Below are 14,725 nucleotides of genomic sequence, written 5' to 3'. Positions count from 1 at the left end.
TGTTCGACAACATGCCTTTCTTTTACCCGATTGTCACCAGAAACGGGACGCCATGCCCCCTTTTCTCTTGACTTCCCGGCCCTGCCCTCCTGAAAACACCTGCATGACAGACAGTTCCCAGCCCCACGATCCCTCCTCCTTCACCCCCGCCTCCCCGGCAGAGCGTGCCCTCGAACAGGCTGAATCTGCCTTTGGGGCGCACCTGGCCATCACCCCACGGGAACGGGCCTCCCTCCTGCGGCAGGTCGCCCGCCGGCTGGGAGCCGACAAGACGGAGATCAACGAGGCCGAGCTGCTCCATGCGCTCTGCCAGGTCCGCCGCCGCAGCTGGGCCAGTGGCATGATGAACCGTGCCCATCGCAACGGAGATGTCTGGGTCCGCAAGGCCGATGTCCTTCTGGCGGCCGAACGCATCAGCGATCCGCTGATTGACGAGAACGGCCAGAACGCCGTGCTGGAAAGCGTGCTGGAAGAACGCTGGCGGGACATGGCAGACACCCCCCTGCGGGTGCTGGACGACATGCGGGCGGACTTTGCCGATGTCGGCACCTTCCTCTCCGGCACGCAGATTGAACGGCTCTCCCACAGCATCGCCCGGGCCTTTGGTGGCGTGGACCTTGGCTTCGAGGATGAGATGATCCTTGAGGAGGAACGCCGGGCACGGGAGCAGGAAGATATCCGGGCCAGGGCCGAAGCCCGCCGGGCACGGGAACTCCAGAAGATCAGGGACTGGGAAGCCACCCTTGTCGGCTTCGAGAAGGTTCCCGCCCTGCTGCACTGCTCCCGCCGGGAAGCCCTGCGCTGGATCGCCGAGAACCGCATCCCCGTCGCCAAGCGGGACATGCAGCCGGACGGGCTGGAGATTTTCCATTTCGACCCGGCAGAGCTGAAAAAATGCCGCCCCCTGCTCAACAGCTGGCGACGTGGCACGGGCCAGAAGGAGAGTGACGGCTATGATGACAGCCCGCAGGCCCGCAAGGGCAATGCGGCCATCGCCCGTGTCGCCGCACTGGACCGCTTCGCCGCCCATTTCCGCACTGCCCGTGCGCTGAAACGCCGCATCACGCTGGTGACCGGCCCTACCAATTCCGGCAAGTCCCACACGGCACTGGAGGCCCTCGCCCAGGCAGAGAGCGGTCTGGCCCTCGCCCCCTGCGGCTGCTGGCCCATGAATTCCGGGAAGCCATGCTCAGCCGGGGTGTTCCGGCCTCACTGACAACCGGAGAAGAACGCATCATCGACCCCACGGCCCGCCATCTGGCCGCCACGGTGGAGATGTGCCCCTTCAGCAACCCTGTTGACGTAGCCATCATCGATGAGGCCCAGATGCTCAGCGACCCGGACCGGGGAGCGGCGTGGACGGCCGCCATCATGGGCGTTCCGGCACGGCACGTCTTCATCCTCGGAGCGGCGGACTGCATCCCGCTCGTCAAGCGCATTGCCGAACTCTGCAATGACCCGGTGGATGAGATCCATCTGGAGCGCAAAAGCCCGCTCCGCCCCGCCGGAACACTGGCCCTGACGGACCTGCGGGCCGGTGATGCCCTCATCGCCTTTTCCCGCCGGGACGTGCTGGACCTCCGGGCCGAACTGATGGCCCATAACCGCCGGGTCGCCGTCATCTATGGTGCCCTAAGCCCGGAAGTCCGCCGGGCCGAGGCCGCCCGCTTCAACCGGGGTGAAGCAGACATCCTCATCGCGACGGATGCCATCGGCATGGGCCTCAACCTCTCCATCCGCCGGGTGGTGTTCAGCACGCTGCGCAAATATGACGGACGGCAGACACGCAACCTTGTCTCGCAGGAAGTCAAACAGATCGGTGGACGGGCAGGCCGTTTCGGCAAGCATGAGGAAGGACTGGTCTGCGTGCTGGAAGGGGCAGGCCGCCCCAGCTTCATCCGCCAGATGCTGGACGCTCCGCCGGAACCCACGCTGGAACTCCGTCCCCTCGTCCAGCCCGATGCGGACATCGTGCAGGCCGTTGCGCAGGAAATGGGATCAGACAGCCTTTACGGCGTGCTGACCCGCATCAAGCGGGCCGTCCTCCGCCCCGATGACCCAAATTACCGTCTGGCCGACATGGAGCAGGCTCTGGAAATTGCCGCCGCACTGGAAGGCGTGGACGGGCTGGACCTCTCCACCCGCTGGACCTACGCCATGTGCCCGATCAACACACGGGACAACGGCATCCCCCGCCTTGTGGAATGGGCCGCCCTCCATGCCCGTGGGCAGCGCATCTTCCCCCCCGGCACGGGCCGCCTCCCCGCTGCGGCCACGGCCGGGCGGGAAGAGCTGGAACGGGCCGAGAAACGCCATCGTCGCCTTGTCACATGGCGGTGGCTGGCCATGCGCTTCCCGGAGAACTATCCGGAACTCATCGTTGCCGAACGCAATGCCGCCATTCTTGATGAATGGATCGAACAGGTTCTCCGCACCCAGAGCCGGATGCGTGAATCCTCCCGCCGTCATCAGGGCCGCCGGACTGGCCCTCCCGGGCGGCAGGAAAACCATGGTCGGCCCAAAGGACCACGAGGCAAGGCTGGTGGAGGTTTCGGAAAGAACAAACCACACAAACGGCGCAGGAAGGAATAATCCACCACAAAAAACGGGCGGGCCTTTCACAAGGCACGCCCGTTCCTGTTTCAGGTCAGCCAGTCAGCCTCAGCGGCTGGGAATGGTGACCATGGCCCCCTTGGCAGAAGCTGTCTCTGCAATGGCATGAATGAACTGGAGCATCGAAAAAGCCAGCTTGCTGGCCAGGTCATCCTTGGCAATCCAGTACCATGATCCCTCATACTCGACGGACGTGTAAGCCTGCTCGTTGCTGGGTTTCTCCGGACTGCAATGAATGATGATGGCCGGCTGCGGTTCGTTCGGACCACGGACCACGGACGGAGCCGTGATCCCCTTGTCCACCATCTTCTGCGGCACTTCCATCGTGCTCGCAACGTCTTCCCAGATCGACAGCATGGAACGTGTCACCATCGCCACCTGGCCCGGATGATCCGCCGTACGGCCATAGATGACCTCAGCCTGCTCACAGCCCGGCGGAAGCTGGAGAGCCTGCCGCACCTGCCCCTGAAGCTCGGTAATCTCCGGCGCACTGCTGTGGGGCAGCAGGATGAAGGTCCGTTCTGGCTGAGCGGGTTGCGTCTTGGTCGCCGGTGTCGGCGCAATGCTCCGGATACTCAGCGCATTGCCTGCCTGGAGTTTCCGCAGTGCCCGCAGCAGATAGGTGAAACGGATGGAAGCTTCCTTGCCTTCCGTCCCGGCAATCGTGCTGGTCGTGTTGCTGGCTGGACCGATGGACTGCATCGTCATCTGCAACAGCGTATCGACCGGCAGACCGCTGGAAATCAGCGGCAGAAGCGTCTGCGGTGAGATGGGCCGCAGGATGTTGACCGAGAACTGCATCCCGGAAACCGGCTGATACGTCACCGTCGGGCTGTCACTATAGGAATAGCCCAGCGAGCCGCCCAGTGTTCCCCCGGCACCCTGAATCCAGGGCGTACCGCTGATGTTCGCACTGGTATTCGTCTCTGCCGTATAGGCCGAGATGATCTGTGTCGGTTCGATCAATGTAGGTGACAGGGAATAGCGGAGCTGCACGATGTTGAAGAGCATCTCCTGATTCTGCTGCCGACTCATCTCCTTCTCATAATCCAGCCGGTCGCGCCGCATGTTGTGTGGCCCGATAGATGATGAGCAGGCAGACAGGGCCAATGTACCCACAGCAAAGGCACATCCCAGAGAACGAAGCAGTGTCATGAGTTATCCTGAAAAACAAAATATGCCAGAGCGTCCATGCCGCCTGCACATGATCAAGTCCACGACATCTATCACAGGCCCCCGCCACTGACCAGCAAGCAGGCTCATGACTCAATGGAAATATTTTTCAGGCCTCAAACACCATCAGGCAATCATCCCTATCCCAGCCGATACGGATGATCCCTCCTGCTTTTTCAGGCCCGGATGACGTCCAGACCACCCATGTAGTGGCGCAGAACCTCCGGCACCCTGATGCTGCCATCTTCCTGCTGGTGGACTTCCATCAGGGCGATCATGACCCGGCCCACAGCAAGGCCGGAGCCGTTGAGGGTATGGACGAAAACCGTCGTCTTCTCCCGGCGCATCCGGGCATTCATGCGGCGGGCCTGAAAATCCCTCGTGTTGGAGCAGGACGACACCTCACGCCATGCCTGCTGCCCCGGCAGCCAGGCTTCCAGATCGTACGTCTTTGCCGCACCAAAGCCCGTATCCCCGGCACAGAGCAGCACCCGGCGGAAGGGCAGGCCCAGCCTTTCCAGCACCGCTTCGGCAGCACGGGTCATGCGCTCATGCTCCGCCTCGCTCTCCTCCGGTGCCACGACGGACACAAGCTCACATTTGGTGAACTGGTGCTGACGGAGCATCCCCCGCACGTCCCGCCCTGCCGACCCGGCCTCGGACCGGAAACAGGTGGAAAGGGTCGTCATGCGGCGTGGCAGGCTCTCGGCGGGCAGGATGTCCCCCATGACGGAGGCCGTCAGCGGCACTTCACCGGTCGGGATCAGCCAGCGGCCATCATCGGTATGGAAGGAATCCTCGGCAAATTTCGGCAGCTTGTCCGTGCCATACATGGCTGCATCATTGACGAGCAGAGGGACAGTCACTTCCTCATAACCGAATTCACCCGTATGGGTATCCAGCATGAACTGCCCCAGTGCCCGCTCCAGCCGGGCCAGGGCGCCCCGCAGCATCACGAAACGGGACCCGGCGATCTTTCCCGCAGAAGGGAAGTCCATCAGGCCCAGAGCCTCGCCCAGCTCGAAATGCTGCTTCGCCTCGAAAGCGAAGGACGGCACCTCCCCCCGCTGATGCACGACCACATTGTCGTTTTCATCCCGGCCATCAGGCACGTTTGCATCCAGCTGATTCGGCAGCTGCTGGAGCACATCATCGATACGCTTCTGTATCTCATTGGCACGGGCTTCCAGAGTGGCGATCTGGTCCCGAAGGGCAGCACCACGAGCCTCAATCCCAGCCGTATCCTCACCTTTGCGCTTGGCCTGTCCGATTTCCTTGGCCAGCCCTTTTCTCTGCCCCTGTGCCTCCTGCAACTCGGCCAGGGCGGCACGACGCCGCTCATCCTCCTCCACGAGGGATTCAGCCACGGCGGGCAGGCCACGACGGGCAAGGGCGGCATCAAAAGCGGCGGGGTCTGCACGTAGGGCTTTGAGATCATGCATGGGTCGGGATACTCCGCTGGGTCTCTACAACTGTCAGGGTCTGTCTATACCAGTTTCCCCTGCCGGGGAAATGTCGCCTTCAGGCGGCGTCCCCACGCTCGGGCAGGGCCTCATCATCGTCATCGGCCGTAACCGGCTTCGGCTCGACCATGCGGGCGGCAAGGATGGACACCTCGTACAGCCCGACCAGCGGTATGGCCAGCCCAAGCATGGTGATGGCATCCGGCGGGGCGATGACCGCCGCAATGGCGAAGGCACCTACATAGGCATAACGGCGGATGCGCCGCAGCAGGGCCGTACCCACCAGTCCGGCCCGGACCAGAAGGGTCAGCACCACAGGCAGCTCGAAACAGATGCCAAAGGCCATGATCATCTTCGTGACCAGATTCAGATATTCCGACACGCGGGCCTGAAGTTCAATCCCCATCTGGTTCTCACCACCAAGCTGCTGGAAGGACAGGAAGAACTTCCACGCAAACGGAAAGACCAGATAATAGGCCAGCGCCGCCCCGGCCAGAAACAGCAGCGGCGTGGCGATCAGGAACGGGGCGAACGCCTTCTTCTCATTGCGGTACAGACCCGGCGCAATGAATATCCATGCCTGGATGGCCATCATGGGAAAAGACAGGAAGAACGCCCCGAACACGGCCACACGCACATAGGTGAAGAAAGCCTCGTACAGGGCGGTATAGATGAGATGCGGCTGCTCGCCCTTCTGCCGCATGATGCTGGCCAGAGGCGCCGCCAGAAACCGGTATATCTCGCCGGAAAAATGATAGCAGACGAGAAAGGCCACCACAAAGGTTGCCAGAGACCAGATGAGCCGCCGCCGCAGTTCCATCAGATGATCAAGCAGGGGCATGGGCGTATCACCGGCCACGCTGCGCTCCTGCCCCGACACCGTTCCGCCCCCCGGCACCCCAGCAGGCTGCTCCACCTTCTGGGCGGGTGTCCGTGCCGTATCACCGGATGTCTCAGGCTGAACCATGCTGCGGCTCTCCTTTCATGCTCTCAGAGGGCTGGGCTGCTGTCAGGATGGCCGCACGACGACCATTATGCAGGGCAATCTCCGGCGGAAGAAATGCCGGACGGTGCCAATAACGGGATTCCTCGATCAACCGCAGGGCTGTTGTCGGAGGAAGGATGGCCGGGGCACGCTCCAGCGCTTCCGCCTGTGCCTGCATACGGGCGTTATGAGGCTGGGTGGGGGGAACATGGGACCGGGAGCCCCCCAACTCCTCACTGCCCGGTGCGGGCGGTGGTGGAGGAGGTGGTGGTGGCGGTGGAGGCGCCATGGGCATCCCTTCCTGCCGCCCAACATCCAGCTGCCTGTCCAGCGAGCGGTCCGGGTCAATGGCCCTGCGCAGCTGCTCCCGTGGGCTGAACTGCCTGATCTCCCGCAGCTGGTCCCTCGCCTCGCTGAGATCCGCCTCCTTGACCATCTCATCAATATGCTGCTGGAACTCTGCCCCCAACCGACGGATGCCCTTTATGGCTCTGGACAGGGTCCGCATGGCTACCGGAAGGTCCTTGGGGCCGATGCAGACGAGGGCCACGATCACCAGAAGGGCAATTTCTGTCCAGCTCAGGTCGAACATCGGTGGCCATCTCCCCTCATGAAGGCTGTATGGTGTCTTCTAGCCCAGTTCCCGCCCCATCGGAAGAAGGCTCGAAAAGCAATTCCTCCCTACGGGGCAGGTCTGCAAGGCTTGCAAGGCCAAACAGTTTCAGGAACTGGGGCGTCGTTCCCCACAGTACGGGACGGCCCGGTACCTCCTTGCGACCCTTGGGCGTGATCAGCCCTTCCTCCAGCAATGTATCAAGAATGCTCTGCCCCAGCCGGACCCCGCGGATCGTCTCGATCTCCACCCGGGTGCAGGGCTGGTGATAGGCCACGATGGCCAGAGCCTCCAGTGTCCCCTGGCTCAGCCGTCTCGGCCGCTCGATCACCCGTGCCAGAGCCGGGCCGAACATGGCTCTCGTCCGAAACTGCCAGCCACCGGAAATGGCCTGAAGCTCCACCGCATGGCCCCTGTACCGCTGGGCTACCCCATCCAGCACGGCACCCGGACTGTCGGCCTGTGCCTCCAGCCCCTGCTCCCGCAGAAGCCCCACAATGCTGCTGGCCGTCACCGGCCCTGCACTGGCAAAAAGCAGAGCCTCCACGAGGCTTACAGCTCTGGCAAACTCATCCTGCCCGGCCATGTCCGGCGGGAGCTCCTGAAAGGCTGGCCCTCTCTCATTCATGCCCGGTCTCCTCTCTTTCCCGCCATTCAATAGTGCCGAAGGCCCTGTCCTGCCGCAGCTCCAGCCTGCCGCCACGAGCCATTTCCAGCCCGGCCATCAGGGCACCGGCCAAAGCAGCCCGCTTCTCCAGCGCTCCACCTTCCATCAGCTCTGGCAGAACATCTGTCAGGGACTGCCAGCCTGCCACCCGCCTGCGCCCCAGCAGGCGAGCCAGAGCCTCCCGCGCCTGCTGGGCACTCCAGTACCGTGCCACACGGGGGGAATAGGTCCGCTTGCGCCCTCCCCGCCGCCGTGCCGCCAGATAGGCCAGAACAAGGGATGGCACATCCCCCTTCAGCGGTGCCATTTCAATCCGTGTGTGATTTTCCGCCTCGGCCCGGGCGAAAACATCCCGTCCCAGCCGTGGCTGTTCCTCCAGCCAGGCGGCCGCCCGGTGCATCTGCTCCAGGTCGATCAACCGCTCATGCAGCTGGCCCGCAGCATCCTCCGCTTCATCATCCTGCTCGGCCGAGGGCAGAAGAAGGCGGGACTTCAGCCACGCCAGCCAGGCTGCCATGACGAGCCAGTCCGCCGCAATTTCCAGCCGCAACGCCGCCGCCCCCTGCCGGGCCCGCTCCACAACCTCCAGATACTGCTCACTGAGCTGGAGAATGGAAATCTGCTGGAGGTCCACCTTCTGGGAACGTGCAAGGTCAAGCAGAAGGTCCAGCGGTCCCTCGAATCCCTCCAGCACGAGATGCAATGCGTCACTCACTGGCTGATGCTGCCACGATCAGTTCGTCGCCACGGCGCAGGCCTGTGCCTGTGCATGCAGCCGGACACAGAGCTGGCGTGCCGCCGCCCTGTCTTCGAACCCGCCTATGCGCAGCCGAATGAAGGTTTTCCCGTCCCGTTCCACCTTCCGGTAGACCGGATCATACCCTCCCAGAAGGTCGGGCAGCCTGTGGCGCAGGCGGCTCCATTCCTGCCGGGCCTGATCCTCACTGGCCAGAGCAGCAAGCTGGACCTCATACCGCCCTGCCGCACCTGTTTCAGCAGCCTTTCTGCGAGGTCCCTCAGAAGACACCATCGGGGTGGCAGGCTTTGCCCGGGCGGGTACAGGCGGCGGCAACGCCTCATCAGACACATCATCCCCAGCAGCCTTGCGGGCCGGCGGTGTCTTCCGCTTTGGCGTCTCCACCCTGCTGCTGGCCTCATCCGGGCTGTTGTCCGCCTCATCGGCCTCATCCCCAGCATCGGATGATGGCTCACGCTTCTTCGGTGCGGACACTGTGGCTGAGGACGCCCCCTTATCCGCCACATCTCCCTTTGCCGTCTGATCCGCCGTATCATCTGGCGGCAGGGACGTGCTCTGGATGTCCCCGCCCTGGGTCACGCCACCTTTTCCAGCATCCGCGTCCCCTCCGGGGGCAGCCACCTGTTTCCCGGGCGACACTGCATCCCCTGCCGGCCCGCTATTGGCAGACGCTACCTTCTGGGCCGCTTCTCCTGCCCCGGGCCCGGAGGCGGACGGTGCCAGACGACCGGCCAGCAGGCTGGCATCCGGCTGTTCAGGCGGGGGAGCCAGATGCACGGCTCCACGACCGGTCACATCGCTCTTCGTGGTGTCATCACCCATGACCATCATGCCACCCGGATCAGCCGGACGATCCTTCACAGGGTAAGGTGGCGGACCGATGACCGGAACACCAGACGGATGATGGCTGGCCATCCAGCTCCAGACCCCACCAATCCCCAGCAGCAGCGCAGCCCCGATCACGCCAAGCAGCATCAATCCCCGTGTGCCGGACTGCCCCCCCATGAGCGACGCCAGCAGGCCTGACCGTACCTCGGCCCGTTCTCCCCGAGATTCATCAGGGCGGCTGCGGGGCGGCCTGCGGCTTCCTCCCCCCAGGCGGTCATCAGCCTGAGGGGGCGCTATGTCGTTATGGTGATCGTCCGGCATGGACATGGTTCAGCGCAGCTCCTCTACGGCTTCGACACCAAGGATGCCAAGGCCGATCCGCAATGTTGAGGCAATGGCGGCCACAAGGGCCAGCCGGGCCTTGCTGGCCTCCGGTGCATCATCCTGGATAAAACGCAGGCTGGTTTCCTCACGTCCCCGGTTCCAGAGCGCATGGAAGTCCGATGCCAGATCGATGCAGTATGTGGCGATGCGGTGCGGCTCCCGGGCAAGAGCGGCAGCCTCGACCTGCCGTGGCAGGCTGGCAATGCGGCGCAGGACGGCCAGCTCTTCATCCGCCGTCAGGATGGACAGGTCCTGCCCGGCGAGCGCCTCGTCCGTCACGGCGGCGGCACCATAGGTTTCTTCTCCCAACCGCAGGACGGACCGGCAGCGTGCATGGGCATAGTTGACGTAGAAGACCGGGTTGTCCCGGGTCTGCGCCACGACGGCGTTCAGGTCGAACTCCATCTGCGCATCGGCCTTGCGGGTCAGCATGGTGAAGCGCACGGCATCCCGGCCCACCTCATCAATCAGATCCCGCAGCGTGACGAAGGTCCCGGCCCGCTTGGACATGCGCACCGGCTCACCGTCCTTCACCACACGGACGATCTGGCACATGACGACCTCAAAATCCGTCTTCCCTTCCGTCAGGGCGGCGACGGCAGCCCTCATGCGGGAGACATACCCGCCATGGTCAGCTCCCAGAACATCGATCAGCAGATCGGAGCGGGACGCCTTGCGGGCGTGATAGCCGACATCATTGGCGAAGTAGGTGTTGGAGCCGTCAGACTTCCGCAGGGCACGGTCCTGATCGTCACCGAATTCGGTGGAACGGAACAGCGTCTGCGGGCGGGCTTCCCAGTCTTCCAGCTTCTTGCCCTTGGGGGGCTCCAGCACGCCTTCGTAAAGCAGGCCACGCGCCTCAAGGCTGGCAATGGCGGCATCAACCTCGCCGCTCTTCAGCACTTCGGCCTCGCTGCTGAAAATCTCGTGATGGATACCCAGAGCGGCAAGGTCATCCCGGATCATGCCCATCATGTGCTCAAGGGCTTCCGCACGGACGGTCTCGAACCATGTCTCGACCGGGGCCACGCCACCATCGGCGGATGCGAGGGAGCGGCCATGCTTTTCGGCCAGCGCCTGCCCGACGGCAATGAGATACTCACCCTGATATTGCAGTCCGCTGGGTGCCAGCTCTCCGAATTCCTCGGCAGGAATATCCGTACCGATGGCCTGAAGGTAGCGCCAGTAGGCGGCCCATGTCAGGGCGATGACCTGTGCCCCGGCATCATTGACATAATACTCCCGTGTGACCCTGAAACCTGCCGCCTCCAGCAGGTTGGCCAGCGCATCCCCTACAACAGCACCACGGCAATGACCGACATGCATCGGGCCTGTCGGGTTGGCGGACACATATTCCACATTGGCACGGCGCCCCGCCCCGAGGGTGGACCGCCCATAGGCGGCCCCACGCTTCAGCACGGCCCGGGCGACATCGTGAAACAGCTCCGGCTTCAGCGTCATGTTCACGAAGCCCGGACCGGCCATCTCCACATGGGCGATCTCCGGCAGGGCGGCCAGCTCGGCCACCAGCTCCCTGGCGATTTCGAACGGCTTGCGCCTTGCGGGCTTGGCGGCCAGCAGGGCGGCATTGGTGGCCATGTCCCCATGGGCGGCATCACGGGGAGGCGTGACCTCCACCCGGGCTGCGACATCGTCCGGCAGGTCTGGCAGAACGGCCTTGAGAGCTGTTACGACCTTCTCCCGCATGATGGCGAAAAGACAATCCGGGGATGATGCTGTCGGGGCAATGCCGGCCATATTCTGCAACTTTCTCTATCCAACCTGTCAAAATCCCCTGAAAGGGGGTCATGATCCACTACATGACAGGCCACCAGAACTGCCTGCCATCCTTGCTCCGTGCCACTATAAAAGCCACCGCCTCTTTTTGGAACAGCCCAGCAGGCACTCGCTGCCAGAACAGGCGATTCTTGCAACCTCTTACCCCAGAACGGACAGGTCCATCAGGCGGCGATGTTCCTCCATGGCGAAACGGTCTGTCATCCCGGCAATATAATCAGCCACGACACGACGTGCAGCAGCCTCGTTGCCTGCACGTCGCCGCTCCAGGGCCAGCTCCTGCCAGGGCGTGGGCAGAAGTTCCGGCTCATCCCCCAGAATGGCACATATGTCGGCCAGAGCGATGCGGGCCTTGCGGGTCATCCGCCGGACACGCCAGTGGCGATACATCCGGGCGTGAAGGAATGTGCGGATTTCCTTGTTCCGGTCTGCCATTTCCGGAGAGAATTCGACGATGGCACGACCCGCATGGCGTACGTCATCGGCACTCTGCGGCTTCAGCTCATCCAGAGCTTTCCGGCTCTGTTCAATCAGGTCGCTGACGAGCCGATTGATGACACGCCGGACCGTTTCATGACGGATACGCTGGTCACGGTCGAACGCTCCATGCCCTGACCAGTTCAGAGACCGGGCCTCCTCGAGGCAGGTTTTCAGCAGGGGAACCGCCTCGATGTCCTCAAAACTCAGAAGACCGGCACGGAGACCATCATCAAGGTCATGCCCGTGATAGGCCACGTCGTCACAGATGGCGGCGATCTGCGCTTCCACGGAGGCATGGCTGGAGAGTTCCAGCGGGTAGCGCCCATCAAAACTGGCCAGCCACGGTGCAGGACGGCGGACAGGCCCGTGATGTTTCGCCAGCCCCTCCAGCGTTTCCCATGTCAGGTTGAGGCCGTCGAAACCATGATAGCGGGCCTCGATCTCGGTGACCTGCCGGAGGGACTGGATATTGTGGTCGAACCCGCCCCAGTCCTTCATGGCGGCCTGCAACGCATCCTCACCGGCATGACCGAAAGGCGTATGGCCAAGGTCATGCGCCAGGGCGATCACCTCCGCAAGGTCCTCGTTGACACCGAGTGTCCGGGCAATGGAACGGGAAATCTGGGCAACTTCCAGCGAATGGGTCAGGCGGGTACGGAAGAAATCCCCCTCGTGATTGAGGAAGACCTGCGTCTTGTACTGCAGCTGGCGGAAACCGGATGAATGAAGCACCCTGTCCCTGTCACGCTGCCACGGCGTGCGGGTCTGGCTCTCCTCCTCCGTGAACTGACGCCCACGGGCACCCTGCCGCTGCACTGCGTATCTGGCCATTTCCATCTGCCATCCCCATATCCGAGCGGGCCGCACGAAGCATACAGCCTTTCCGGTTTCGATTCTTGGCGGCCGGCCTTATAGTGTCAACATCTCTCCGCCATGTATGCTGCAATGGCGTGAAATTTTGTGATGATTATGGAGATTGTCCGTGGCCGATTTTAGCATTTCAGGGGCGGCAGCTGCCCGCATTGCAGAGATCATCAGCCAGCAGTCCGAACCGGACGGCATGGCCCTGCGTGTGTCCGTTCTCGCCGGAGGATGCAATGGCTTCCAGTACCAGTTCAAACTGGTGCGGGAGAAAGAGGCTGGTGACCATCTGATCGAAAAGGACGGGGCCCGCGTGTTCATCGACCCCGTCAGCTTCGACCTTCTGGAAGGGGCCGAGCTGGACTTCATCGACAAGCTGATGGGTGCCCATTTCACCGTCAACAACCCCAACGCCGCCTCATCCTGCGGGTGTGGCAGCAGCTTCTCCCTCGCCTGACTTTTCACTCTGGAGGCCCTCCACCCCATGTCCCTGACCTTTGCCAGCTGGAACATCAACTCCATCCGCACCCGTGCCCATCTGGTGAAGGACTGGCTGGACCGTAACCCGGACTGCACCCTGCTGTGCCTTCAGGAGATCAAGTGCGAGGCGCACCAGTTTCCGAAACTCTTTGAGGAAGCCGGATTTCACGTCGCCGTGGCGGGGCAAAAGGCCTATAATGGAGTGGCCCTCATCAGCCGTGTCCCCCTGACCGTCACGACCGATCATCTGCCCGGCTTCGAGAGTGACGAGGCCCGCTACATCGAGACGGAGATTGAAGGGGTCACCATCGGCAATCTCTACCTGCCCAATGGCAATTCAGGCGGGGATGCCGGTTTCACCAAGAAACTGAACTTTCTTGATGCCCTGCACCAGCGGTCCCTGACCCTGCAGAAAGAGGAACGATCCTTTGCCTTCATCGGGGATTACAATGTCTGCCCGACAGAAGAGGATTACGCCCCCAAGGCCCTGTCCCCGGACGATGCCCTGCTCCGCCCGGAAAGCCGTGCGGGCTTCCGCCGCCTTCTCTGGTCCGGCCTGACGGACGCCTTGCGCTGCCTGCACCCTGCTGGGCGGCATTACACGTTCTGGGACTATCAGGCGGGAGCCTACCAGCGCAATTCCGGCCTGCGGATCGACCATGCCCTGCTCTCCCCCCGCCTTGCCGACCGCCTGACCGGCTTCACCATCGACAAGGACGAACGGGGACGGGAAAAGCCATCCGACCATGTGCCGGTAGTGGTCAGCCTTTCCTAGAACTCGGCTTTCACCAGCTTCCGAAACAAGGCTTCGGCCTGCTCGTGAACGTCCATGCCCGGCCTTGGCAGGGTCATGGCCTCGGCGTAAGCGAATTCGGCTTCGATCAGCTCATTCACGGCAGGGATGGAAGGGCCGCTCTGCTGCTCCCGGCTTCTGGACTTGAGGTGCAGCAGCTCCCGGATGGGCCTGAGCACGGCGGCCGGAAGGTCGCAGCCCTGACAGAGAGCCTGAAAGTTCATCGGAGGCTGGCCATGCTCATGCAGGCGCATCCAGCGTAAGGCCATGGCTGGACGAAGCGCATAGAAAAGCCGCTTGTAATGCGTGCTGCCATCCTCCCGGATCGCCCGTCTCCAGCTGTTGCGGCCCAGATTCAGGTAGTGAAGCTGGCAGCTCAGTCCAGCTTCGACCTGTCTGGCAAAAGCAGCCAGCTCATCCGCTTCCTCCCGCCACAGATAACGCACCGGGCTGACCAGCCATTCCATCAGGGTTGGATTGGGTTTCGTCAGCAGGTTCAGGGCCTTGCGCAGGTCCCAGCCATTCACGTCCAGATCATCGGAAATGGGCAGCTCGATCACGTCCCGGCCCGGCTTCAGGGACAGGTACCAGTCCAGCCTGTGACGGTAGATGAAGCGGACATCGTAGTCACTGTCCGGTGAGGGAAAGCCCCAGGCCCGGCTACCACTTTCCACAGCGAACAGGATGTCAACATCATGGTCCCGCTCGATCTGACGCAGGATGGTCATGACCTCCTCCCGTATGTCCGGTGCAATTTCCGGCACATAATCCGGCATGATCTCATCAAAATTCATGACAGGTCTCCTTCCCTTTCTTTCCCAGAATGGGACA

General features: G+C 62.9%; 12 protein-coding genes and 1 pseudogene. 3 read left to right on the top strand and 10 right to left on the bottom strand.

The annotated features are described in order from the left end of the window. Nucleotides 1–103: 103 nt before the first annotated feature. Nucleotides 104–2,592 (top strand): annotated as a pseudogene (locus DTQ13_RS07275) (helicase-related protein). Nucleotides 2,593–2,661: 69 nt separating this feature from the next. Here the strand turns inward: DTQ13_RS07275 and DTQ13_RS07270 are convergent. The 9 genes from DTQ13_RS07270 to DTQ13_RS07230 all read right to left on the bottom strand — a co-directional run bounded on the left by DTQ13_RS07270 (nucleotide 2,662) and on the right by DTQ13_RS07230 (nucleotide 12,597). Then, nucleotides 2,662–3,768 carry a hypothetical protein gene (locus DTQ13_RS07270; protein WP_248460441.1) on the bottom strand — a complete coding sequence of 369 codons (1,107 nt, stop codon included), beginning with the start codon at nucleotides 3,766–3,768 and terminating at the stop codon, nucleotides 2,662–2,664. A gap of 194 nt (nucleotides 3,769–3,962) precedes the next feature. Next, nucleotides 3,963–5,228, bottom strand: coding sequence for a serine--tRNA ligase (gene serS, locus DTQ13_RS07265; RefSeq protein WP_248460440.1), 1,266 nt, complete (start codon nucleotides 5,226–5,228; stop codon nucleotides 3,963–3,965). A gap of 79 nt (nucleotides 5,229–5,307) precedes the next feature. Further along, nucleotides 5,308–6,090 (bottom strand): twin-arginine translocase subunit TatC, encoded by a 783-nt coding sequence (tatC, locus tag DTQ13_RS07260; RefSeq protein WP_043561487.1) that lies wholly within the window; start codon nucleotides 6,088–6,090, stop codon nucleotides 5,308–5,310. A 112-nt stretch (nucleotides 6,091–6,202) separates the two neighbouring features. Next, nucleotides 6,203–6,826 carry a Sec-independent protein translocase protein TatB gene (gene tatB / locus DTQ13_RS07255; RefSeq protein WP_248460439.1) on the bottom strand — a complete coding sequence of 208 codons (624 nt, stop codon included), beginning with the start codon at nucleotides 6,824–6,826 and terminating at the stop codon, nucleotides 6,203–6,205. Nucleotides 6,827–6,842: 16 nt separating this feature from the next. Then, a complete protein-coding gene (scpB, locus tag DTQ13_RS07250; RefSeq protein ID WP_081562985.1) occupies nucleotides 6,843–7,475 on the bottom strand; it encodes an SMC-Scp complex subunit ScpB in 633 nt (210 codons plus the stop codon). Further along, the gene (locus DTQ13_RS07245; RefSeq protein ID WP_081562984.1) at nucleotides 7,468–8,229 is read right to left on the bottom strand and encodes a ScpA family protein; all 762 of its coding nucleotides are present in this window, start codon (nucleotides 8,227–8,229) and stop codon (nucleotides 7,468–7,470) included. Before DTQ13_RS07245 ends, scpB begins: the two co-directional genes overlap by 8 nt. Before the next feature lie 18 nt (nucleotides 8,230–8,247). Then, complete coding sequence (locus DTQ13_RS07240; protein WP_052349121.1) at nucleotides 8,248–9,426, bottom strand: SPOR domain-containing protein; 1,179 nt, start codon at nucleotides 9,424–9,426, stop codon at nucleotides 8,248–8,250. Nucleotides 9,427–9,429: 3 nt separating this feature from the next. Beyond that, entirely contained in the window at nucleotides 9,430–11,241 is a 1,812-nt protein-coding gene (gene argS / locus DTQ13_RS07235) for an arginine--tRNA ligase (RefSeq protein WP_408902115.1), read from the bottom strand. Between the two features lie 180 nt (nucleotides 11,242–11,421). Continuing rightward, nucleotides 11,422–12,597: a deoxyguanosinetriphosphate triphosphohydrolase gene (locus tag DTQ13_RS07230; protein ID WP_192848015.1), complete on the bottom strand. Its 1,176-nt coding sequence runs from the start codon at nucleotides 12,595–12,597 to the stop codon at nucleotides 11,422–11,424. Nucleotides 12,598–12,742: 145 nt separating this feature from the next. Between DTQ13_RS07230 and DTQ13_RS07225 the strand changes: the two genes are divergently transcribed. Both DTQ13_RS07225 and xth read left to right on the top strand, forming a co-directional pair. Beyond that, complete coding sequence (locus DTQ13_RS07225; RefSeq protein WP_086431131.1) at nucleotides 12,743–13,078, top strand: iron-sulfur cluster assembly accessory protein; 336 nt, start codon at nucleotides 12,743–12,745, stop codon at nucleotides 13,076–13,078. Nucleotides 13,079–13,105: 27 nt separating this feature from the next. Next, complete coding sequence (gene xth / locus DTQ13_RS07220; protein ID WP_248460438.1) at nucleotides 13,106–13,876, top strand: exodeoxyribonuclease III; 771 nt, start codon at nucleotides 13,106–13,108, stop codon at nucleotides 13,874–13,876. Here xth and DTQ13_RS07215 read toward each other — a convergent pair. Then, entirely contained in the window at nucleotides 13,873–14,688 is an 816-nt protein-coding gene (locus tag DTQ13_RS07215) for a nucleotidyltransferase domain-containing protein (protein ID WP_248460436.1), read from the bottom strand. The genes xth and DTQ13_RS07215 overlap by 4 nt on opposite strands. Nucleotides 14,689–14,725: the final 37 nt, after the last annotated feature.

Source organism: Parasaccharibacter sp. TMW 2.1888 (genome assembly GCF_023167265.1).
Lineage (GTDB): Bacteria > Pseudomonadota > Alphaproteobacteria > Acetobacterales > Acetobacteraceae > Bombella > Bombella apis.
The sequence above is the reverse complement of the archived record's forward strand: the minus strand, read 5'-3'. Positions and strand labels throughout refer to the sequence as shown.

Bases quoted from the DNA above. Each gene is read 5' to 3' on its own strand.
- DTQ13_RS07270 (WP_248460441.1), bottom strand. From the start codon at position 3,768: ATGACACTGCTTCGTTCTCTGGGATGTGCCTTTGCTGTGGGTACATTG.
- serS (WP_248460440.1), bottom strand. From the start codon at position 5,228: ATGCATGATCTCAAAGCCCTACGTGCAGACCCCGCCGCTTTTGATGCC.
- tatC (WP_043561487.1), bottom strand. From the start codon at position 6,090: ATGCCCCTGCTTGATCATCTGATGGAACTGCGGCGGCGGCTCATCTGG.
- tatB (WP_248460439.1), bottom strand. From the start codon at position 6,826: ATGTTCGACCTGAGCTGGACAGAAATTGCCCTTCTGGTGATCGTGGCC.
- scpB (WP_081562985.1), bottom strand. From the start codon at position 7,475: ATGAATGAGAGAGGGCCAGCCTTTCAGGAGCTCCCGCCGGACATGGCC.
- DTQ13_RS07240 (WP_052349121.1), bottom strand. From the start codon at position 9,426: ATGTCCATGCCGGACGATCACCATAACGACATAGCGCCCCCTCAGGCT.
- argS (WP_408902115.1), bottom strand. From the start codon at position 11,241: ATGGCCGGCATTGCCCCGACAGCATCATCCCCGGATTGTCTTTTCGCC.
- DTQ13_RS07230 (WP_192848015.1), bottom strand. From the start codon at position 12,597: ATGGAAATGGCCAGATACGCAGTGCAGCGGCAGGGTGCCCGTGGGCGT.
- xth (WP_248460438.1), top strand. From the start codon at position 13,106: ATGTCCCTGACCTTTGCCAGCTGGAACATCAACTCCATCCGCACCCGT.
- DTQ13_RS07215 (WP_248460436.1), bottom strand. From the start codon at position 14,688: ATGAATTTTGATGAGATCATGCCGGATTATGTGCCGGAAATTGCACCG.